Here is a 22,430-nt window from a genome sequence, read left to right on the forward strand (position 1 = left end):
AGATTTATTGATGTGTTAAACTTTTAAAGTTAGTCTGAAATAATTTGCAAAACATGATTTTTGTCATTAATTTTACATCAAGGAATTAATAATTATTCGTTCAGGACTTCAAAATACTTTAGTTGTTATGAAACAGAACATTAAAATTAATAGTTGTTTTTCCACAAAATAACGAAATTTTTAAGCCGACAGAGAATTTTCATAATAAGGTGAAAATTAATTCAAATCATTATCAAAAATTTCGGGAAGGATTTCAAGAAATTGAAATCCTTTTTTCTCCAGACGTTCTTTTTAAATCGATTTTACTCATAGTTTCTGCATTTTTGCACTTGGTTAATAATCAAACATGAGTACATTTCATTTATTATTTACAATAGATATTTGTTCTATTTATAAAAATTCTTTTTTTATAATCATTTAAAAAGAACAAGTTACAATGGACTTATTCAGAAGAAAGAATTTGACATTGGGAAGGATTTCAAGAAATTGAAATCCTTTTTTTATGCAATTATTATACAAAAAAAGAGCGACAAATATGTCGCTCTTTTAATATATATCAGAATTTTATTATTCTTGTGATACAATTTTTGCAGATAAATACTCACGGTTCATACGTGCGATGTTATCTAACGAAATTCCTTTTGGACATTCGATTTCACAAGCTCCTGTATTTGTACAGTTACCAAAACCTTCTAAATCCATTTGAGCAACCATTTTTTGTGCACGACGAGCTGCTTCTACTTGTCCTTGTGGTAACAATGCGAATTGAGAAACTTTAGCTCCTACGAATAACATTGCAGATCCATTTTTACAAGTTGCAACACAAGCTCCACAACCAATACATGTTGCAGCATCAAACGCTTCATCTGCATGCATTTTGTTTACTGGAATGTTGTTTGCATCTACTGTACGTCCTGATGTGTTTACAGAAATGTAACCACCAGCTTGTTGGATACGGTCGAAAGATGAACGGTCTACAATTAAATCTTTGATTACTGGGAATGCAGCAGATCTCCATGGTTCGATGTAAATCGTTTCACCATCTTTGAACATACGCATATGTAATTGACAAGTTGTAACACCTCTATCTGGTCCGTGTGCTTCACCATTGATGAATAAAGAACACATACCACAAATACCTTCACGACAGTCGTGGTCGAATGCAACTGGCTCTTTTCCTTCCTCTATTAATTGCTCGTTTAATAAATCAAGCATTTCTAAGAAAGAAGAATCAGTAGAAACATCTTTTAAGGAATATGTTTCCATTTTTCCTTGAGCATTAGCGTTTTTTTGACGCCAAATTTTCAGCGTGATGCTGATTGTTTTTGATGATGCCATAATTCTATATGATATTTTGACATTTTGCTTGAAGGTTTGTTATCAAGCAAAATGATTTTATTATTTATAACTACGAGTTTTAAGCTCGATATATTTGTAATTTAATTCCTCTTTGTGTAAAACCTCTGTGTTGATGTCATCACCTTTATATTCCCAAGCGGCAACATAAGTATAGTTTGCATCATCACGCATTGCTTCACCTTCTTCTGTTTGGTACTCCTCACGGAAGTGACCACCACAAGACTCATTACGGTTAAGTGCATCAATTGCCATTAACTGTCCTAATTCTAAGAAGTCAGCTACACGTCCAGCTTTTTCTAACTCAGTATTCATTTCGTTAGCATCACCAGGAACTTTTACATCGCGGTAGAATTCTTCACGTAAAGCAGCAATTTCAGCAATCGCTTCTTTTAAACCTTCAGCGTTACGAGCCATACCTACTTTATTCCACATAATGATTCCTAAACGTTTGTGGAAACTATCTACAGTTTTAGTTCCTTTATTGCTTAAGAAATGTTGAATTTGATCTTTAACAGCTTTTTCAGCTTCGTCAAATTCTGGCGTATTTGTAGGAATTTTACCTGTACGAATATCTGCTGATAAATAATCTGCAATTGTATAAGGCAATACAAAATAACCATCTGCTAAACCTTGCATTAATGCAGAAGCTCCTAAACGGTTAGCTCCGTGATCAGAGAAGTTAGCCTCTCCAGCTACGAAACATCCTGGAATTGTTGATTGTAAGTTGTAATCAACCCAAACACCACCCATTGTATAGTGAATTGCAGGATAGATACGCATTGGATTTTCGTACGGATTCTCATCTGTAATTTTCCAATACATTTGGAACAAGTTTCCATATTTCTCCTCAATCCATTTTTTACCTAATTTCTCGATTTCAGCATCTGATGGATTTTGATCTCCGTTTGCGAAAGCAACCTCACGACCTTTTTTCTTAATCTCATCTGTAAAATCTAAGTAAACTCCTTCTCCAGTTTCATTAGCTTCGATACCATAACCAGCATCACAACGCTCTTTTGCAGCACGAGATGCAACGTCACGAGGAACTAAGTTACCGAATGCAGGATAACGTCTTTCTAAGTAGTAATCTCTGTCTTCTTCTTTGATATCAACTGCTTTTTTCTTACCAGCACGGATTGCTTCAGCGTCTTCTTTCTTTTTAGGAACCCAGATACGACCAGAGTTACGTAAAGATTCAGACATTAAAGTCAATTTAGATTGATTTGTTCCGTGGATTGGAATACAAGTTGGGTGAATTTGTACATAACAAGGGTTAGCAAAATAAGCACCTTTTTTGTGAATTTTCCATGCAGAAGTTACATTAGAACCCATTGCATTAGAAGATAAGAAATATACGTTTCCGTAACCACCAGTAGCAATAACTACTGCGTGAGCAGAATGTCTTTCGATTTCACCAGTAATTAAATTACGAGCGATAATACCACGAGCTTTACCATCTACAAGTACAATGTCTAACATTTCGTGACGGTTGTACATTTGGATGTGCCCTAAGTGGATTTGCTGATTCATTGCTGAATAAGCTCCTAATAATAATTGTTGTCCTGTTTGACCTTTCGCATAGAAAGTACGAGATACTTGTACCCCACCAAAAGAACGGTTATCTAATAACCCACCGTAATCACGTGCAAAAGGAACCCCTTGCATTACACATTGGTCGATAATATTACCAGAAACCTCTGCTAAACGATAAACGTTAGACTCACGAGCACGGTAATCACCACCTTTGATTGTATCATAAAATAAACGGTAGATAGAGTCGTTATCTCCTTTATAATTTTTAGCAGCATTAATCCCCCCTTGTGCAGCAATAGAGTGCGCACGACGTGGTGAATCTTGGTAACAGAAAGCTTTTACTTTGTATCCTAACTCTGCTAAAGTAGCAGCTGCAGAACCACCAGCTAAACCAGTACCTACAACAATAACATCAATTTTATCACGGTTATTTGGAGCCACTAAGTTTAAGTGTGCTTTGTGTTCGCTCCATTGTTGTGCGATATCTCCTTGTGGAGATTTTGAATCTAATATACTCATTTCTTGATATTATTTAATTATTTAACAAAAAAATGGTAAACAGCGATGATAATGAAACCTGCTGGAATTAAAATTGAATACCATTTCCCGAAAGCAACAATTACTGGAGTGTATTTGTTGTGTCTTGCACCAATAGATTGGAATGCAGATGCAAATCCATGTTGTAAGTGTAATGATAAAAATACAAATGCAACAATGTAAATTACTAATCTTACAAAACCTAAAGCACCTTCTAATGTGAAAACGTGGTTTAAGTGATCCATAAAGTAATTTCCTTGAGCAAACTCAGGATTTGGAGCAATGTAGTGATCAGTAATTGTAGGAACCCAAAAGTCATACAAGTGTAATAATAAGAAAACTAAAATTACAGATCCAGAAACTAACATGTTTCTTGACATCCAAGAAGCATTTGCAGCACCATTATACTTTTGGTAAGCAACTGGTCCACGCGCTTTCTTGTTTTGCGCTTCTAATACAAACCCCATTACAAAGTGGTATACAACACCAATTAATAAAATAGGCTGCATTAAATATTGGATAAAAGGGTTATCACTCATGAAAGCCGAAACTTCATTGAACCCATTCGGATTAATAACAGATAATGCATTAATCACGAAATGTTGTAACAAGAACACGATCAAAAATAACGCTGAAAGCGCCATCGCGAACTTCTTACCAATCGACGATTTTAGTAATGATTCATTTGCCATAAAGCAATTCGTTTAATTTTTTAGATATTTCCACAAATTTAATCATCCCATTGCTCTAATCACAATGAATTATATCATTTCGTTAACAGATTTCAATAGTTTAGAATCATTCTTAGTTAATTAAGACATTTTTAACAATTTTTCTAAATTTTTATTGCTTAATAAATAATTAATTTCTATACTTGCAGTAGAAAAGTAGAACAACTTTTCATAGGTTTAAGTTAGTTAGGTTAATCCTCTTATATTTCTATAAGAGGATTTTTTATTTTTTTAGTTGTAACATTATTCTTTTTTTTACTACAAATAAAGAGCAACAGAATAATAGTTTGAATAATAAAGCAAAAATATTTACCGAATTAGTCGAGAAAAATCAGGGAATTATCCATAAGGTTTGTCGTATTTACACAGACGACAAGGATTCTCATGACGATTTATTTCAGGAAATTGTATTGCAATTATGGCGTTCTTACGATTCCTTCAAGGGAGATTCAAAATTTAGTACGTGGATGTATCGTGTTAGCTTAAACACAGCAATTACATTAATCAGAAAAAAAACAAAATCCAGTGAAACTGATTTTAATGAAGCTCAATTTTTAAACTTAAAATCAGACGACAAAGACGAATTTTTAGAAGAGCGTATCACACTTTTATACGCGGCAATTAGATTATTAAACGACGTAGAACGTGCATTGGTACTGCTATTTTTGGAAGACTTACCTTACAAAGACATTGCCGAAACTTTAGGAATTTCGGAAGTAAATGCACGAGTAAAGATGAACAGAGTGAAGATAAAATTAAAAGAAATAATGTCTAAAATGGAACAATAATGGAGTTAGATGACTTAAAATCAATTTGGGGTTCCATAAAGGAAGAAGAAAAGTTTGATCAAAATCAAATTTTTCAAATGTTGAAGAAAAAATCATCAACAACAATAAAATGGTTATTTATATTCACTTTTTGCGAATTTATCCTTTTTCTTGTCTACAATTTATATGTTTTAATTTCAGGAAAAAACTTCTTTAATAATGAAGTCAAAACATTAGTCGAAGAAAAAACGATTAATAATTACGAAATCGCTTCCGTTTTTAGTATTGTGATTACGTTTGGATTTTTGGTAATGGCTTATCGTTATTTCAAGAAAATAGATCTTAATCAATCTGTTGTCGATTTGATGAAAAACATTATTTCATTTCGTCGATTGGTGAACTTGTTTATTCTTTTCACCGTTTTGAGTTTAATTGTTTCCTCTGCCCCATTCTATTACGAATTAGGTCAATCTATTTATTTAGCAAAACATGCCAATGATATACAACCAATTGCGAATAATGCTGCTGTTTATGGTTGGATTGCAATAATAACTGCTGTTGCTTTTATTGTGATTATAGGAACGGTTTATTATGGAATTATTTATTTTTTATTTTTAAGAAAACTTCAACAAAACATGAAAGAGTTGAAAGAAATGAAATAAAATCTTATTTTTGTAACCGAAATGAAAAAATTTATCCAATATATTATGCTTACAATTTCACTGTTTATGACAGTGTATCAGTCTGCGCATATATTGGATCATGCTCTAAGTAAAGAGCATAAAGAGTTGAAAGATAAATTCTCTAACGTACATGATCACAGCTGTACAATTTGTCATTTCAATCAACATTTTATCGAAAATGATTCAGAAATCGAGTTATTCGAATGGTCTCAATCATTTATCCAAAAAGATAAAACGCTTTACACAACTCGTGTAAAACAAGCAGTATTACTTACTCAAAAAAGTCTTCGAGCACCACCCTACGCAATTTAATTTCAAGAAAAAACCACCTTATTTTTTTAACGTTATTAAATTATTGTATTTATGTCAATCAACATAAAATGGAGCATTGCTGCTACATTATTGTGCGGAACTGTGTTTGCACAAAACATTTTCGAAGGTCAAATTATAGATAAAAATCAAAAACCAATTCCTTTCGCAACTGTATATTTCAACAACGAAGAATATCACACAAATGCCGAAGGAAAATTTAGAATCGAAAACTTAAACAAAGGAAATTATCAAATTCAAATTGATGAGCAAGGTTACGAACCTTTTTCTCAAAATATTACGTTTGATTCACAACAAAAATTTGTTTTTACACTTACTTTTCACAAATCGTACAATTTAGATGAAGTTACTGTTTTAGGCCATCATCACGATTTTTCAACAGCTAATGTAGAACGTGTCGATCAATCTTATATTCAAGAAAATTATGCAGGATCGTTAGCAAAATCGCTCGAAAATATTGCAGGTGTCAATGCTTCAGGAATTGGATCATCAGCTTCAAAACCAATTATTCGTGGACTTGGTTTCAATCGATTAATTGTTGCTGAAAATGGTGTAAAACAAGAAGGACAACAATGGGGAGCCGATCATGGTTTGGAGATTGATGCACTAAATGTTGAAGATGTCGAAGTGATAAAAGGCCCTGCTGCTTTGGAGTACGGAAATGAGGCTATTGCTGGAGTTATCAAGATTAACAATAACAATTTACCAGCAAAACATTCACTTTCTGGAGAAGCAAAAGCATTGTATCAATCGATTAATGATAATTACGGAATTGGATTTAATTTGAAATCTCGAAACGATCATTTTTTCTATAAAATAAAAGGTTCGTATTCTGATTATGCAGATTATAGAACAACTACCGATCGCATTTATTACTTGAATCGCTATTTACCAATTTACAATAAACGTGTAAAAAATACGGCTGGACAAGATTTGAATGCTGAAATACAAACAGGTTATATTGGTGAAAAATTTCGTTCAATTTTGACTGTTTCTAATGTTAATCAAAAAATTGGTTTTTTTCCTGGTTCGCACGGAATTCCTTCTGTAGATAGGCTTCAAGATGATGGAAATTATAGAAATATAGAATTTCCTTATCAAAAAGTTAATCATTTTAAAGTGATTTCCGAAAATGAATTTCGTTTAAATTCAAAAGATGTTTTAAAATTTTTGGCAAGTTATCAAAACAATCGTCGCCAAGAAGTTAGTTCGTTTCACACTCATTATGCGAATCAACCCGCTCCAACAAAAAATCCTGATTTAGAATTAGATTTCAATCTTTCTACTTACGATTCTCAATTAAAATTTGAACATAATCATAGCAAAAATTTCAAAACAATAATCGGTGCTCAAGCACAATTGCAAGCCAATAATATTGCGGGTTACAATTATTTATTACCAAAATATGATCGAAATATTTTTAGCGGATTTTTGATTGAAGAATTCAAAAAAGGAAATACGTGGAAAGTTACAGCTGGTTTACGTTATGATTATTCAACATTCAAATCAGAAGGTTATTTTGATGATTTTTTGTATAATTATTTGATTGAAAAAGGAAATTCTGAAGGAATTGCAGATTATTATGCAAATCGTAGCAAATCAATCGATCGTAATTTCAGTAATTTAAACGGAATGATTGGTGCAACTTTTCAACCAAATGATTTATGGGATTTCAATTTAAATGTTGGAACAAATTTTCGTTTACCAACCGCTATAGAATTGGGTTCTAACGGAATTCATCACGGCAGTTTTAGACATGAAAGAGGTGACGAAAATCTTGATGTAGAAAAAGGAATTGCAGTAGATTTCAAATCTGTTTTTCACAAAAATGATTGGGATATTTCGCTAAGTCCTTATTTATATTATTTCAGCAATTATATTTTCTTGAAACCTTCGGGACAATTTTCGATTCTTCCTCATGGTGGACAAATTTATCAATATACGCAAAGCAAAGCATTGTTGACTGGTTTTGAATTTGAAGTTCGTAAGAAAATCAACGAAAATTTTGATGCAAATCTTGTGTACGAATATTTATACAATCGACAAATCACGGAAAATAAAAAATTCGGAAATTATCTTCCTTTCACGCCTGCAAATAATTTATTTGGACAAATTAATTATAAAATCAATCAAAATATTGCATTTTTAGAAGGTTTGAGCTTTTTTGCAAATGGAAAATATACATTTGAGCAAGATAAAATCGCCCAAAACGAAGATATTACTCCAAGTTATTTCTTGGTTGGAATTGGAGGAAAAACGAAACTTAAATTCAATAATTTTAGTGCAAATTTAAGTGTTCAGGTTTCTAATTTATTCAATAAAAACTATTACAATCACACCAGTTTTTATCGTGCATTACAATTACCAGAACAAGCTCGAAACATACAAGTTATGTTAGGAATTCCGTTCGGAAAATAGTTGGTACATGAAAAAGAGACATCCTATTTTTGGACTTTTCTTTAGTATTATTCTTTTTTCGATTCCAATTTTTAATCAATTACATTTTTCTTTAATTGATCATTCACAAGATTTTTCGAATCAAAAGAAAGAAATTATTCATCATCAATGTAATCACTTTACATTCTATTCTGTCTTTATTGACACGCATGATGATCCAAAAATTGAAGGAGAACAAAACGAAGAATTTTACAGAAAAGAAAGTTTTGAACAAGTAGAAAAAATTAAACTTTCTACAATTGAATATCATTTTACTCGAGGTCCGCCTCAAGATTTTGTTTATTAATAAATCAACCAAAATCTTAAAAAATAACATTCAATTCAAAAAAATTAAAACAATGAAAAATTCAATTTTAAAATATTCATTTATAACATTATCAGCATTATTTATTACATCTTGTTCATCAGACGATTCTTCATTAGATACAACAAAACCAGAAATTAATTTAATTTCACCAAAAGATGAAGCTCATTTACATTTAGGTGACGAGATTAATATTGAAGCTATCTTGAAAGATAATATTGAGTTGGGAGCTGTAAAAATTGATATTCATTATGCAGGAGATGGACATACTCATAACCATCGTTCTGCTAGTTTGCAAGAAGCGTCGAGTTCTACAAATACTCAATGGGAATTTACCAAAGAAGAAGCAATTCCTTCAGGTAAAAAGGAATATGCATACAATTATAAAGTTGCAATTCCTCAAGAAGGTATTGTAGATGGTGCATATCATTTAGGATTAATTCTAATTGATAAAGCAGGAAATCAATCCGAAACATACATCGAAATCGATATAGTTGACCATAGCCACGATCATTAATTATTTTTTTATATAAAAAGCCTGAAATTTCAGGCTTTTTTTTATGCGCATTGTTAAAAGAATGTTATTTTAGCACTCCTCAATTATATCAAAACAAAAAAATGATTGCAATAGCAGATAGCGGTTCTACTAAAACGGATTGGGTAATTTTAGATAGCGACCTTAATGAAGTTTTTAGAACAAGTACAATCGGATTTAATCCGTATTTTGTAACATCAGAAGATATTACGACTGAATTACAAAAAAATGAAGATTTTGCACCTGTTGCAAATGATTTTACAAAAGTCTTTTTTTATGGTGCAGGAACTTCCAGCGAAGCAATGCATGCTGTTGTTAAAGAAGGTTTAGAGAATTTCTTTACAAATGCAGAATTTGTCGTAGACCATGATTTATTAGCTGCTTGTTACGCAACTTATATGGGAAAACCTGCAATGGTTTGTATCTTAGGAACAGGGTCTAATTCTTGTTATTTCGATGGAACAACAATGCGCGAAGAAACAAAATCTTTGGCTTATATCTTAGGTGACGAAGGTTCTGGAAATGACTTAGGAAAACGTGTATTACGAGCTTTCTATACAAAAAAAATGCCTCCACATTTAGCCAAAGCTTTTGATGATTATTATAAATTATCTGTAGAAGAATTGAATAAAAATGTGTATCAAAATAAATTTGCAAACACATATTTAGCATCTTTCAATAAATTTGTTGTTGAACATAAAAATGATCCATTTATTCAGAAAATTATTTATGATGCAATGTCTTCTTTTATCGAATATCAAATTATGCCTTACGAAGAAGCTCGTCATTCTGAATTAAATTTCATTGGTTCAATTGCTCATATTTACGAAGATGTTATTCGTTCAGTGGCGGCAGAATATCACTTAACAGTTGGTCATATTATTAGAAAGCCAATTGATAATGTTGTTGATTATCACAAAAAGTATTTGATTAAGTAAATTGATGAATCAGCCAAAAATAGCGGTAATTTCTTACAATACTCCTCATCGCAAAACGCAAAATGTTTTACACGGATTAAAAGCTAAAGGTTATCAAAATGTAAAAATATTTGCATTACCTTTTATACAAAGGGAAAATCCGTTCAAACCAATTTATCAACATCGTCCAAGTAAAGCTATTCAAGTAAATTTAGATGATTATTGTAATAATTTTGGTTATGATTTTGATTTGACAACTGCTGAAACGTTGAATGATCAATTAAACGATTATAAAGCTGAATATGTGATTATTGCAGGAGCAGGATTATTACCAGATGAATTGGTTGAAAATCATAAAATTATCAATACGCATCCAGGTTTTTTACCTTTGACGAGAGGTTTAGATTCATTAAAATGGGCAATCACAAAAGGAGTCGAAATTGGTGTTACAACTCATTTTGTAGACACAGAAGCTGACGCTGGTTTTTTGATTGAACAACAATATGTTCCTGTTTATGGAAATGATACATTTCATTCATTGGCTAATCGTCAATATGAAACAGAAATTGAAATGTTAGTTAATTCGATTGAATTGATTCCAACACTTTCAGAATTCAAATCACTTTCATCAAATGAATTTGAGGCTACGCGCAGAATGCCAAAAGCTATCGAAGAAAATTTGATGCAATCATTTGAAACATACAAAGAAAAATATAAAAGGGATTAAATATTTTTTAGAAAAAAAATTAAAAAGCTAACCAATTGGTTAGCTTTTTTGTTAAATATAATTGTTCACTCTTTCACAATTCTTCCGCCAATAACTGATCACCTTTTTTTCTGACACTTTTATACGCTCTATAACACACATATAAAATAATCAGTACAAAAATAAATGCCAAAGGAGCCAATACAATTGCCGTAATACTTAATACAATAGAACTAAACGTTTCTCCTGTATTAACCAAAAAATTTCCAGCTCCCGCAGTTATGGTGGTCGAAACAGCTCTTGCAGCCGCAGTTGTACCGCTAATCGTAGCCGCAGTTCCTCCTCCGGCTATAATCGCCAAAGCCCAAGTTGCAACTTCGTTCATTTCTGGCATCGTAATTCCAACCGCTATTGTTCCTGCAATTCCAGCTAAAGGAACGGCAATCGTATCCAACAAATTATCAATAATTGGAATATAATAAGCTCCAATTTCTACTAACATCGCTACTCCAAGTGTTATAAGAGCCGGAGTACTCCCAACCCACATCCAACTTTCGTCGAGATTAATAAAACTTCCTCCAAATTTGACAGCTAAACTTAATACAAATAAGGGAAGAAAAATCCGAAAACCAGCAGCAGCGGCTAATCCTATTCCGAGAAATAACGAAAAAATAGTAGACATTGAGATTAAATCGTTCATAGTTTAGTATTTTATAATAGTTCTGATTTTATAAATATAATGATAAAAAAGATAAAGTTTTTATAATTTTTTCTTTCCTTTGCATCCGATTAAGAGAAACCAAGTACTGCAAAGTACTTTTTTTGTGTAAATAAACCTAAATGTTTGAGCTACATCTAAATAATCGAATAATAAATCAATCATTTTTTAAATGCATTGATAATTATTTCTTTTCTCAAAATCAATCAACCAAAACTTCTTCACGACAACATTTAAAATTTTGCAAGAATCAATTTCTTTTTATTTTAATTTCTGATAAGAAAATTTTATCTTTAAGGAAATTTTACGAGAACTCTTGCAATGGAAACATCAAACGAAATTAAAAAAAATAATAAAACAAAAATGCTGGTAATAGGAATTGCAGGAGGAACAGGTTCGGGAAAAACAACTGTTGTAAATAATATTTTAAGAGATCTTAATGCAGAAAGCGTTATCGTTATTTCTCAAGATAATTATTATAAAGATCATCCTGAATTATCTTTTGATGAACGTTCTAAAATCAATTTTGATCATCCAAGATCAATTGATTTCGAATTGCTAAAAGAACATGTCGCTTTATTGAAAAATGGCGTATCAATCGAACAACCTGTCTACTCGTTTATTACGCATAGTCGCAAGGAAGAAACAATTTTAACGCATCCACAATCGGTTATTATTGTAGAGGGAATTTTGGTATTGACTGATGCAGATTTACGCGATTTATTTGATGTAAAAATCTTTGTTCATGCAGATTCTGATGAGCGTTTAATTCGTCGTGTACGTCGTGATATCCAAGAACGTGGGCGCGATTTGGATGAAGTTTTAACGCGTTACCAAAAAACGTTAAAGCCTATGCATCAGCAATTTATTGAACCATCTAAAAATTATGCAGACATTATTATTCCGAATATGAAAAAGAAAAATTCTGTCGCAATCAAAGTTTTATCAACTGTAATTAAAGAAAAACTCAACTCGAAAACTACTGTATAATGAAAGAAAAATCGGAAGAAATCTTTGACGAAGAATTTACACCAGAAGTACCGAAAAGAAAAATTAAGGATACACGTGTATTCAAATTTGTTTGGAATCGTTACTTTGTTCTAACGGTTGCGTTTGCTGTTTGGATGATTTTTTTCGATCAAAATTCTTTTTTCGTACATCGCGAGTTGGATAAACAAATCAAATTATTAGAAGTTGATGAACAATATTACCAAGAACACTTGGATACTGAATCTGAAAAATTAAATCAACTAAATAGTAATCCTGCTGAAATTGAAAGAATTGCAAGAGAAAAGCATTTCTTGAAAAAAGATGATGAAGATATTTTTATCATTCAGCAAGAAAAAGTTACGAAGCCACAAAATAAAGAAAATGAGTAAGTTATTTGAAAATTTTGATTCTATTTCTGAAAAAGAATGGAAAAATAAAGTTCAAGTCGAGCTAAAAGGTTTAGAATATAATGAAACCTTGGTTTGGGGAACGAACGATCAAATAAATGTAAAACCATTATATACAAAGGATGACGTCGATTATTCGGCTGTGCAACCTTTACCAAAATCGTCAAAAGATTGGAAAATTATTTCGAAATATACAGGAAATAAAAACCAAGATTACAGCTTTTTGTATGGATATTTGATTGATCAAAATCAAGTTAATCCTTCATTAGAACTTCCTAATTATTTGGATTTATTCATTAAATATGATGGAACTTCTGATTTAAAATCGCTTGAAAATCTTCCAAATCTGAAATATTTAGATTTAGATATTTATGGATATTTGGCTCAGAATGGACTTTGGCAAAATGATTCAGAAAAAGCATCAAAAGAAGTTGTGAAAGAATCTTTAGCGTTGAAAAATTTCGAAAAAGTAATTTCAATTCAAGGAGATGTTTATCAAAATGCTGGTGCAAATCATGTTCAACAAATCGCGATAACACTTGCGCATGCTGTAGAATATTTAGAAAATTTTGGAGCTGATATTGCGGACAAAATCTATTTTAAATTCGCTGTTGGAAGTAATTATTTCTTCGAAGTTGCAAAATTAAGAGCATTCCGCTTTTTATGGAAAATGATTTTGGAGCAATATAACAAAGAAAGTGAAGCATTTATTTTCACTTCAACATCAGATCGCAATAAATCTAAATTAGATATTTACAACAACGTTATTCGCTCTACAATAGAAGCTTCTTCGGCTATTTTCGGTTCAAGCGATGCTGTTTTTGTTGGATCATATGATGAAGTAAATAAAGAGTCTGATTTTGGGTTAGAATTAGCCGCAAAACAACAATTATTGTTGCAAAAAGAATCTTATTTGAATCAATTTGCTGATCCTGCTGCTGGTTCTTTCTACATCGAAAGTTTGACAAATCAAATGGCTGAAAATGCGTTAGAATTGTTCAAAACGATACAAAATGTAGGCGGTTTTGTAAAAGCTTTACAAAATGAAACTATTCAAGATTTTGTTTACACAAGCGCGAAAAAAGAGCAAAAAGATTTTGATGAGCAAACTATTAAATTAATTGGTGTTAACAAATTTAGAAATCCTGCGGATGTGATTGAGAAATCGCCAAAAGAAAAAGTGGTAAAACAAGCACTTTTTGTTCCAATTGTTCCAACTCGTTTGGCAGAAAAAGAGGAAAAAAAATAGTTTTTGCATGAATTGGATGCCAATTTCATTAAAAGAACTCAACAATATAATCGAAACTTCAGTAGCTGTGATGGATACTGAAGTTTTGTGTTTTTGGAATTCTATAAAAATAGTTCCAGAAAAAAGACAAGTTCCTTCTTATAGCAATGAAGATTATTTTTGGATAGTAGGTAAAATCAAGAATTATATGATTTATTACAACGATATTGAAGAAGGTTTTAATATTTCCTTAGAAAATAATTTATCGTATATCGAAGTTACTTCTGCTGAACAAGATTAACTTCATTTTGCTTTGATAAAACTTCTTAAAAATTATGAAATCTAATAAATACATTTTTCAACGACTTATAGCGGGATTTATTGATTACGCACTATTTATAATCATTACAGCGCTTTATATTTATAAATTTGGAACTTTAGCAAATGACGGAAGTTATAATGTAAACGGAATAAATACTTTGCCTATTTTTATCTTTTGGTTTATTTATTTTGTTATGATTGAAGTTATTTTTCATGGAACTTTAGGTCATTTAATCCTAAATTTGCAACCTGTAAATGCTAAAACAGAAAAACCAATTAGTTTTTCACAATCTTTTATTCGTCATCTTTTCGATCCTATTGATTATTTTATTTTCAGTGGATTAATTGGAATTTTAATTATAAATAACTCTAAAGAAAGTCAACGTTTAGGTGATATTGTAGCAAATACTAAAATGATTAAAAAATAACAATTTGAATCCAACTATTTTAACAAAAGAATTTCAAGATTATCTGAAAATAATCGAACATGAAGACATCAAATCTATAGGTTTGAAAAAATCGTTGTTTGAAGAAATTTCTTCTGCTGAAATTGCACAACAATTGAAAGGAATTCAAGTTTCAAAACATAAATTTCCAACACTTTATTCGACAGAAAATATTTATTTTCCGCCTTCAATTAATTTGGAACAAGCAAGTTCAGAAGCCACAGCAAATTATAAATCAACTTTAGTTAAAGGAAAAAATTTGATTGATTTAACCGCAGGTTTTGGAATTGATACCATGGCTTTTGCAAAGAATTTTGACAAAGTATATCACATCGAACAAAATCCTGAATTGAGTGAGATTGTACAACATAATGCTAAAATTTTAGCGCCAAATTTAGAAACCTATACAGGAACTTTTCAGTCTTTTTTTGAAGAAAATCCTACATTAAAATTTGATGTTATTTATCTCGATCCAGCAAGAAGAAATTCGAGCGGAAGAAAATTTATTTTGGAAGATTTAGAGCCAAATATTTTAGAATGGATTCCAACTTTTTCCGAAAAAACAGAGAAAATTATCATCAAGCTTTCGCCTTTATTAGACATCACTTCTACCCTACAACAAATTGATTCAATTTTTGAAATACACATTGTTGCATTAAAAAATGAAGTGAAAGATTTTCTAATCATTTTAGATAAAAATTCTTCAACAAAAAACCCTTTGATAAAAGCTGTTAATTTAGAATATAATCAATCCGAATTTTCTTTTCATTTTGAAGAAGAATATAGTGCGAATGCAAGTTTTGGAGGAATTCAACGTTATATTTACGAACCAAATGTTGCGATTCTAAAAACTGGTGCTTTCAAATTATTGAGCGAAAAATTCAATCTTCATAAACTTCATCAGAATACTCATTTGTATACTTCGAATGAACTTTTAGAGAATTTTCCTGGAAAAATTTACTTGATTGAAGAAGAAATTAAAAATCAAAAAAAAGAAATTCTAAAAACAAAAGCGAATTTATTAGTCAAAAATTACAATCAGCCAATAGACGTTATCAAGAAAAAATTCAAAATTATTGATGGTGGTACAACAACTTTAATTTTTACTCAAAGCATTGATGGTTTTCATATTCTAAAAACTTCACGAGTTTAGTTGGGTTTCGAAAAAAGTTGTGTTAATTTTATACAACAATTTTCAACCTTAAAAAATTACACTTGAAAATCATCAATAAAATTGAAAACTTTATCTACGGAGAAGCGCTTTCAGATGGCTTAAAAACTTCTTTAGCGATTATCATTCCGCCTATCGTAGCCAGCTTGTTTGGCGATTTATATGCCGGTGTAACGATAAGTCTTGGTGCAGTTTTAGCACACATGACGGATACACCTGGTCCATTTAAAGAACGCCGAAACCTGATGTGGCTTTCCGTGCTCTTGATTTTCCTTGTTTCATATTTCACCAAAACGATTAACAGTTACCCAATATTTCTAGGTATTTGTTTAACACTTATCGTATTCTTTTCTAACATGTTAACCGTTTGGGGACAACGTACAAGTGCGCTTGGAATGGTCATTATGATGTCAATGGTAATGAATATGAATGATTTACGACATGAGTTAAGTCCTCTTCATATTGCACTTTTTGTGACTGCTGGAGCAGCTTGGTACACTATTTTTAGCCTAGCTATTAGTACCTTTCGTCCTTATCGTATGGCGCAGCAAAACTTAGCTGATACAATGATTCATATTTCTGAATACATTCGAATCAAGGCTTCTATGTTTGATAAAGACTCTAATTACGATGATATTATCAAAAAATTAATCGATGAACATGTTGTAATTAACGAAAAACAAAGTTTAGTTCGTGAATTAGTTTTTTCGAACAAAAAATTGGTAAAAGACCTGACACCAATTGGGCGTTCGATTGTGTTTATTTTTTCTGATTTGGTGGATATATTTGAAAATGTAACAGCAAATCAATACGATTATGTGAAAATTCGAGAAGTTTACGGTGATACAAAAGCAATGCGCAAAATCTATAATTTAATGAATAAATTAGCGCATGAGCTTAAAATGATTGCTTATCATATTAACTCGAACAAACGTCCTAAACAACCTACTTTTGACTTTGAAGTTGAGTTGAAAAAGATTGATGATGCTATCAAAGAATTATATGCAGAAGGACAAAAACCAATCGTTTTATCTAAAATTTACATCAATTTAAAGCAAATTGTTTATAAAATAGAGTTTATCCATAAATTTTTCTATGATGATTCATTCACAGAAAAAAAGAAAAATCCACTGGATCATGCCGAACATTTTGAACCTACAGTTGATTATTCTTTACGAAAATTAAAAGATCATCTGAATCTAAAATCTTCAATTTTTAGACATGCAATTCGTGCATCAATTGTAATGTTATTAGCTTATGGTGTCACGTTTATTATTCCGATGACTTATCATAGTTACTGGATTTTGATGACAGTTTTAGTAATTTTAAAACCTGGTTTTAGTGTAACAAAAAAACGAAACTTTCAGCGTTTGAAAGGAACAATTGGCGGTGGATTAGTTGGGGTTTTAATATTATTGATAATTCCTCAACACAGTATCCGATTTGCTTTAATGCTTATTTTCATGCTGATGGCGTACACTTTTATTCGTCACAAATATGCAATTGGTACATTTTACTTAACCGCGTATATTCTTATTTCGTTTAGTTTTTATTCGCAAAAAGATTCATTGTATATAATTCAAGAACGTTTTATTGACACACTTGTTGGAGGATTTATGGCGTTTATTTCGAGTTACTTGATTTTACCAACTTGGGAAAAAAATAATATGAACGAATATATTCAAAAAGCATTGATTGCAAATTATGAGTTTATTTATTTGGTTTTTAAAAAATTAGCCGACAACGAAGTTTCTACAACTGATTATAAATTAGCTAGAAAAGATGTTTTTATTGCAATGGCAAATATTAATTCAGTTTTTCAGCGTGTCATTTCTGAACCGAAAGGAAAACAAGAAAATGCTAATGAACTGAATAAATTCACTATTTTCAATCAATCATTTGTCTCATATTCAGTTGGTTTAGTTAAAATTTTAAAGAAAAATAATTCGGTCATTTTAACTTCAGAACACACTCGATTGATGAAGAAAATTTTGCAATTATTGTTACAAAATATTCGGCTTTACGGTGAATATGAAACAGAAAATTTACCAAAAACAATAGAGTTTAGAGAAAAAACTGTTGTTTATACAGAAATTGAAACAGAGGCTTTGCAAAATGATTCTGAACTGATTGAAGATTTGTTAGAGTATTTGTACGAGATTGCTTACGATTTTACAAAAGTTGGTCACGTTTTTGTGAAAGAACAACCGTTAAAAGAATAATAAATGACAATCATCCAACTGTTTAAAAATCTTCGTCCATTTGTAAAACCTTATCGTTCTTTGGTTGTTGCAACTTTGCTCCTAACCTTAGTTGGATCTTTTACTTCACAAGTAAACGCCCTTATTTTGCAATATACCGTAGATTCTATAAATGGTTTGGTTGAAGCTGGAAAAGGATTAAAAGAAGGTCTAAAAATCATTTCGTTTATTTCGATTGTTTTGATGACAAAAGAAATCTTGAATGCGTTCATCACATTTGGTCAAAAATATTATGGAGAAAAGCTTCGAATTTTTGTTTCGCAAGATTTAGCACAAGCCATTATCGAAAAGATTTTGACCTACAGAATGGCATTTTATACGAATCAAGATAATCAAGCAGGAAAGCTTCAAACTCGTATTGATAGAGGAATTGAAAGCTTGACACGTTTAGTTCAAAACTTTTTTATCGATATTCTTCCTCTTTTTGCCAATTCAATTGTTGCTTTAATTCTTATGTTCAACGCTAATTTTTATGTTGGATTGGTTGGACTTTGTATCGTTCCGATTTATTTCATTATCACGCAACAACAAGCTAAAAAGCTGAGTGGTTGGCGACGTAACTTAAGAGGTTATCGTGAACAAAAATCGCAAGGAATCATCAGCATAATTGATTCAATTACAGTAATTAAATCGTTTAACCGAGAAGATATCGAAGGTAAAAAACAACTTGATTTGCAAAAAGAATTGACGAATAATCAAATGCAAACACGTAAAACGAGTTTCTTTTTTGATGGTTTAAAATCCTTTATCGAGCAATTTGGCGTAGTGATTATCATTATTTTAACTTCATATTTGGTTCTTGATGGACAAATGACAATTGGCGCAATTATGTTCCATATTTTGTTGTTCAACAACGTTTCGGCTCCTATTCGTCAACTACATCGTATTTATGATGAAATGAATGATGCGATGATATATTCCGAAAGTTTCTTTGCAATTTTGAAAGCGGATGACGAAAAAGAATCTTCTGGAAATTACATTCCAACAAATCTAAAAGGAAAATTCGAAATCCAAAATGTTGACTTTTCTTATCCAAATGGTTACAAAGCCTTGAAAAATATCAACATGACAATTCAACCCAATAAAATTACAGCTTTGGTTGGTTTGTCTGGCGCTGGAAAAAGTACAGTGATTAATTTATTGGATAAATTTTATCAACCTGATTCTGGAAAAATTCTACTTGACGGAATTGATTTAGAAGAATATGACACACAATTTTTACGCGATAATATTGGATTGGTTTTACAAAAAAATCACATTTTTAATGGAACGATTGAAGAAAATATTCGTTACGGAAATGTCAACGCAACTTTCGAAGAAATAGAAGATGCTGCAAAACGTGCTTATATTCACGAACAAATTATGGATTTGCCAGAAGCTTATCAATCCAAAGCCTTATTGTTATCTGGTGGTCAACAGCAACGTATCGCCATTGCGCGTATGTTTCTCAAAAATCCGCCGATTATTTTCTTGGACGAACCTACTGCAAGTTTGGATGCAATTGCGACGGAACAGATTAAAAATAGTTTGGATGCCATCAAAAAAGATCGAACAGTTATCATTATTTCGCATAGTATTTCTCAAATTATCGATGCCGATTATACATACGTGATGAAACAAGGCGAAGTTGTAGAAAACGGGATTCATGAAGATGTGTACAAAATGAACGGTACTTATAAAGAGATTTTTGATGCAATGGCAAAAAGCTTAAACATTGAAAAAATTGCCAAAACTTTTGACGATGAAGAAGAAGAAAATTATTAGGAATAAATCTATTATAAAACATTATAAATCACTACCTTTAAAGAGATAATAGGATAGCGTATGAAAAATTTGGTTTATTTATTAATTGGGTTAACGTTTCTGACCCAATCTTGCGAGCAAAAAAAAGAAGCTCCAAAAGAATTAGCGCTTAATACAGAAACATACGAAAGCGCTTTAGACGTTCCTGTGAATAAAGTTGGTGTTCTGATTAATATAGATTCCCTTGGTTTTTTTGATCATAATTCTCAAAATTTAGATCAAAGCATTGATTCAAAATCAATTGAAAATCAACTGAAACAATTAAATTCTAAATTTGATGTTTTTAAAACTATTCGCGATAAATCAGTCAAAATTCTGAACGATAATAAGTATACATATCAAATGATTGATAAATTTGATAAAAAACTAATTCCGAATGAATTAATCACAAAGGAAAATGTAAATCAAGTTAAATTTAATGATTTAAAAAAAGCGATTAATCAAGATGATTTAGTTTTGATTAATGTAAAATCGGGTCTTGATTATGATCCTGCCAACAAACAGAAATACATCGCCAAAACATATGTCTACATTAATATTCTAGACCTTAAAAATAATGCTTTAAAATATAGCGAAACAATTGGTGGAACAAAGTATATAGACGAAACAATCAATAAAAGTACGACGGATTATTTAGAGAAAATGATGAAAGAGTCATTAAACGAAACGTTGGATATTATTGATAATAAATATTAAATACATTGAACTATGCGCCATTTTTTGGCAACTTTTGGAAGTCCTGAACCCTTAAAAAGTTTCAGGATTTTTATTTTTAATAATATTCTAATATTGACTTTTATTCATGGTATATTTTTTGTTAATTTTATGCTAAAATTATAGGATGCTTATTATTCGATATTTATCTTTTATTCTATTATTGACTTCTATTTCGGGCTTTGCGCAACAATTGATTGACCCGCAACTTCGATTACCTGTTGAAAAAGCGATTGAGTCGAGTTACGAATTAAAAAATAAACAACTGGAAGTCGAAAAAAACAATTACCAATATGACGAAGTAAAAGGTAAACGACAACCAAATTTATCTGCAATTGCACTGGGTGGTTATCTAAATTCATACGGAATCATCGATATTCCAACCAAATCAATCGATATTTTGTCCACAGAATTGTTTTCGGGTAATCAAAAATTCAATACCTCAGCAGGATTATTTACTGTCGGAATTAACGCTACTCAAATTATATTTTCGGGATTACAAATTCCAAATGCTTTGAATGCTATTCAGGAAAAAAGCACTGCTTTAGATTATTTGAAAGAAGCTGAAAAAGAAACAATAACCAAAGATATCTTACAAACCTATGATCAATTGATGTTATTGGTCAAAGTAGAAGAGTTAATTTCAAATTCTGCAAAACGTTTGGATAAAGAGCATCTCAAAGTGCAGAAAGCAATTCAAAATGGTTTAGCTATTCCTTACGATCGTGAAAAAATAAAATTAGCAATGTTAGAGTTAGAAGCTCGACAAGTAGAATTGAATGGTAATCGACAATTGTTATACAAAAAATTAGAAACTTTAACGCATCTGTCTGAACAAGATCTTCAACAAATTCAATACGAACTAGCGCCAATTGACATTCTTGCTTCAAGCTATACTTTAGAAAATAAAAAAGAGTTGAAAGCACTTGAACACTCTGTAAAAGCTTACGAATTTCTGTATCAAAAGGAAAAAGGTTCGCACTTACCACAAGTTTTTGCATTCGCGAACACCAATTATACGTCAATTTTTGGAAGTCGTTTCAAATTAAAAGATGTTGATATATTAGGTGATGTTAATTTGAAAATAAACCAATTTTCGATGTTTCCTAATATTTTGATTGGTATTGGCGCAAAGTGGGAATTGTTGGATGGCGGACAACACAAAAATAAATTAGTACAAGCGAAAACTGACATTTTAATAAATGAAAACAAGTTGAAAGATTCCCAAGAAAAACTGAATTTATTATTAAGTAAAAACAAAATTGATTACGAAACTTCTACTGAAAAATTGAAAGTAAATAATCAACAAAATACCATTGCAACAAATAATTTAGAAATTGCTTCAAGACGATTTCAAGAAGGATTAATAGATGTAACCGAGCGTTTGGCTGCCGAAAATGATTATTACAAAGCCAATTTAGGTTATTATGCTCAAATCTTGGATCAACGCTCTAAAACCTACGAATTACTTCAAACTTCTGGAGAATTATTTAATCAATTATCAAATTAAAA

Annotated in this window: 22 protein-coding genes; 18 read left to right on the top strand and 4 right to left on the bottom strand. The window is 31.0% G+C overall.

Going from position 1 to position 22,430, the window contains the following annotated elements; all coding sequences use genetic code 11:
• Window positions 1-567: 567 nt before the first annotated feature.
• From N5D90_RS12475 to N5D90_RS12485, 3 genes are read right to left on the bottom strand one after another with little or no spacing between them, the layout of a single operon-like run.
• Window positions 568-1,338, bottom strand: a complete 771-nt coding sequence (locus tag N5D90_RS12475) for a succinate dehydrogenase/fumarate reductase iron-sulfur subunit (RefSeq protein ID WP_038337216.1) — start codon at window positions 1,336-1,338, stop codon at window positions 568-570.
• A gap of 60 nt (window positions 1,339-1,398) precedes the next feature.
• A complete protein-coding gene (locus N5D90_RS12480; protein ID WP_135836184.1) occupies window positions 1,399-3,411 on the bottom strand; it encodes a fumarate reductase/succinate dehydrogenase flavoprotein subunit in 2,013 nt (670 codons plus the stop codon).
• A 17-nt stretch (window positions 3,412-3,428) separates the two neighbouring features.
• Window positions 3,429-4,121 carry a succinate dehydrogenase cytochrome b subunit gene (locus N5D90_RS12485; protein WP_280062652.1) on the bottom strand — a complete coding sequence of 231 codons (693 nt, stop codon included), beginning with the start codon at window positions 4,119-4,121 and terminating at the stop codon, window positions 3,429-3,431.
• Between the two features lie 326 nt (window positions 4,122-4,447).
• Between N5D90_RS12485 and N5D90_RS12490 the strand changes: the two genes are divergently transcribed.
• The 8 genes from N5D90_RS12490 (at window position 4,448) to N5D90_RS12525 (ending at window position 10,880) form a co-directional block, all read left to right on the top strand.
• Window positions 4,448-4,948 (top strand): RNA polymerase sigma factor, encoded by a 501-nt coding sequence (locus N5D90_RS12490; protein ID WP_038337221.1) that lies wholly within the window; start codon window positions 4,448-4,450, stop codon window positions 4,946-4,948.
• A complete protein-coding gene (locus N5D90_RS12495; RefSeq protein ID WP_180904712.1) occupies window positions 4,948-5,589 on the top strand; it encodes a hypothetical protein in 642 nt (213 codons plus the stop codon). Before N5D90_RS12490 ends, N5D90_RS12495 begins: the two co-directional genes overlap by 1 nt.
• 21 nt (window positions 5,590-5,610) lie before the next feature.
• Window positions 5,611-5,922: a hypothetical protein gene (locus tag N5D90_RS12500; protein ID WP_280062653.1), complete on the top strand. Its 312-nt coding sequence runs from the start codon at window positions 5,611-5,613 to the stop codon at window positions 5,920-5,922.
• A 51-nt stretch (window positions 5,923-5,973) separates the two neighbouring features.
• Window positions 5,974-8,358, top strand: coding sequence for a TonB-dependent receptor domain-containing protein (locus N5D90_RS12505; protein WP_280062654.1), 2,385 nt, complete (start codon window positions 5,974-5,976; stop codon window positions 8,356-8,358).
• Window positions 8,359-8,365: 7 nt separating this feature from the next.
• Window positions 8,366-8,683 carry a hypothetical protein gene (locus N5D90_RS12510; RefSeq protein WP_280062655.1) on the top strand — a complete coding sequence of 106 codons (318 nt, stop codon included), beginning with the start codon at window positions 8,366-8,368 and terminating at the stop codon, window positions 8,681-8,683.
• 52 nt (window positions 8,684-8,735) lie between these two features.
• Entirely contained in the window at window positions 8,736-9,218 is a 483-nt protein-coding gene (locus N5D90_RS12515; protein ID WP_280062657.1) for a DUF4625 domain-containing protein, read from the top strand.
• Window positions 9,219-9,319: 101 nt separating this feature from the next.
• Window positions 9,320-10,174 (top strand): BadF/BadG/BcrA/BcrD ATPase family protein, encoded by an 855-nt coding sequence (locus N5D90_RS12520; RefSeq protein WP_280062658.1) that lies wholly within the window; start codon window positions 9,320-9,322, stop codon window positions 10,172-10,174.
• A gap of 4 nt (window positions 10,175-10,178) precedes the next feature.
• On the top strand, window positions 10,179-10,880 hold the full coding sequence (locus N5D90_RS12525) for a formyltransferase family protein (RefSeq protein ID WP_280062660.1): 702 nt from the start codon (window positions 10,179-10,181) through the stop codon (window positions 10,878-10,880).
• Between the two features lie 73 nt (window positions 10,881-10,953).
• Here N5D90_RS12525 and N5D90_RS12530 read toward each other — a convergent pair whose 3' ends face one another.
• Window positions 10,954-11,559 (bottom strand): DUF4126 domain-containing protein, encoded by a 606-nt coding sequence (locus N5D90_RS12530; protein ID WP_280062661.1) that lies wholly within the window; start codon window positions 11,557-11,559, stop codon window positions 10,954-10,956.
• A gap of 339 nt (window positions 11,560-11,898) precedes the next feature.
• On the opposite strand from N5D90_RS12530, the gene udk reads away from it, so the two are divergent.
• The 10 genes from udk to N5D90_RS12580 all read left to right on the top strand — a co-directional run bounded on the left by udk (window position 11,899) and on the right by N5D90_RS12580 (window position 22,428).
• Window positions 11,899-12,567: a uridine kinase gene (udk, locus tag N5D90_RS12535; RefSeq protein ID WP_280062662.1), complete on the top strand. Its 669-nt coding sequence runs from the start codon at window positions 11,899-11,901 to the stop codon at window positions 12,565-12,567.
• Window positions 12,567-12,956: a septum formation initiator family protein gene (locus N5D90_RS12540; RefSeq protein WP_280062663.1), complete on the top strand. Its 390-nt coding sequence runs from the start codon at window positions 12,567-12,569 to the stop codon at window positions 12,954-12,956. The genes udk and N5D90_RS12540 overlap by 1 nt, the downstream gene beginning before the upstream one ends.
• The gene (locus N5D90_RS12545) at window positions 12,949-14,223 is read left to right on the top strand and encodes a methylmalonyl-CoA mutase family protein (RefSeq protein ID WP_280062664.1); all 1,275 of its coding nucleotides are present in this window, start codon (window positions 12,949-12,951) and stop codon (window positions 14,221-14,223) included. Before N5D90_RS12540 ends, N5D90_RS12545 begins: the two co-directional genes overlap by 8 nt.
• Window positions 14,224-14,230: 7 nt before the next feature.
• On the top strand, window positions 14,231-14,503 hold the full coding sequence (locus N5D90_RS12550; RefSeq protein WP_280062666.1) for a hypothetical protein: 273 nt from the start codon (window positions 14,231-14,233) through the stop codon (window positions 14,501-14,503).
• 34 nt (window positions 14,504-14,537) lie between these two features.
• A complete protein-coding gene (locus tag N5D90_RS12555) occupies window positions 14,538-14,951 on the top strand; it encodes an RDD family protein (protein WP_280062668.1) in 414 nt (137 codons plus the stop codon).
• Window positions 14,952-14,955: 4 nt separating this feature from the next.
• A complete protein-coding gene (locus N5D90_RS12560) occupies window positions 14,956-16,122 on the top strand; it encodes a THUMP-like domain-containing protein (protein ID WP_280062669.1) in 1,167 nt (388 codons plus the stop codon).
• A 62-nt stretch (window positions 16,123-16,184) separates the two neighbouring features.
• The gene (locus tag N5D90_RS12565) at window positions 16,185-18,362 is read left to right on the top strand and encodes an FUSC family membrane protein (protein WP_280062670.1); all 2,178 of its coding nucleotides are present in this window, start codon (window positions 16,185-16,187) and stop codon (window positions 18,360-18,362) included.
• Window positions 18,363-18,365: 3 nt separating this feature from the next.
• Window positions 18,366-20,165: an ABC transporter ATP-binding protein gene (locus tag N5D90_RS12570; protein ID WP_280062672.1), complete on the top strand. Its 1,800-nt coding sequence runs from the start codon at window positions 18,366-18,368 to the stop codon at window positions 20,163-20,165.
• Between the two features lie 60 nt (window positions 20,166-20,225).
• Window positions 20,226-20,900 carry a hypothetical protein gene (locus N5D90_RS12575; protein WP_280062673.1) on the top strand — a complete coding sequence of 225 codons (675 nt, stop codon included), beginning with the start codon at window positions 20,226-20,228 and terminating at the stop codon, window positions 20,898-20,900.
• 145 nt (window positions 20,901-21,045) lie between these two features.
• Window positions 21,046-22,428 carry a TolC family protein gene (locus N5D90_RS12580; protein ID WP_280062674.1) on the top strand — a complete coding sequence of 461 codons (1,383 nt, stop codon included), beginning with the start codon at window positions 21,046-21,048 and terminating at the stop codon, window positions 22,426-22,428.
• Window positions 22,429-22,430 lie beyond the last annotated feature (2 nt).

This window comes from Empedobacter sp. GD03797 (assembly GCF_029842105.1).
GTDB classification, from domain to species: Bacteria; Bacteroidota; Bacteroidia; order Flavobacteriales; family Weeksellaceae; genus Empedobacter; species Empedobacter falsenii_C.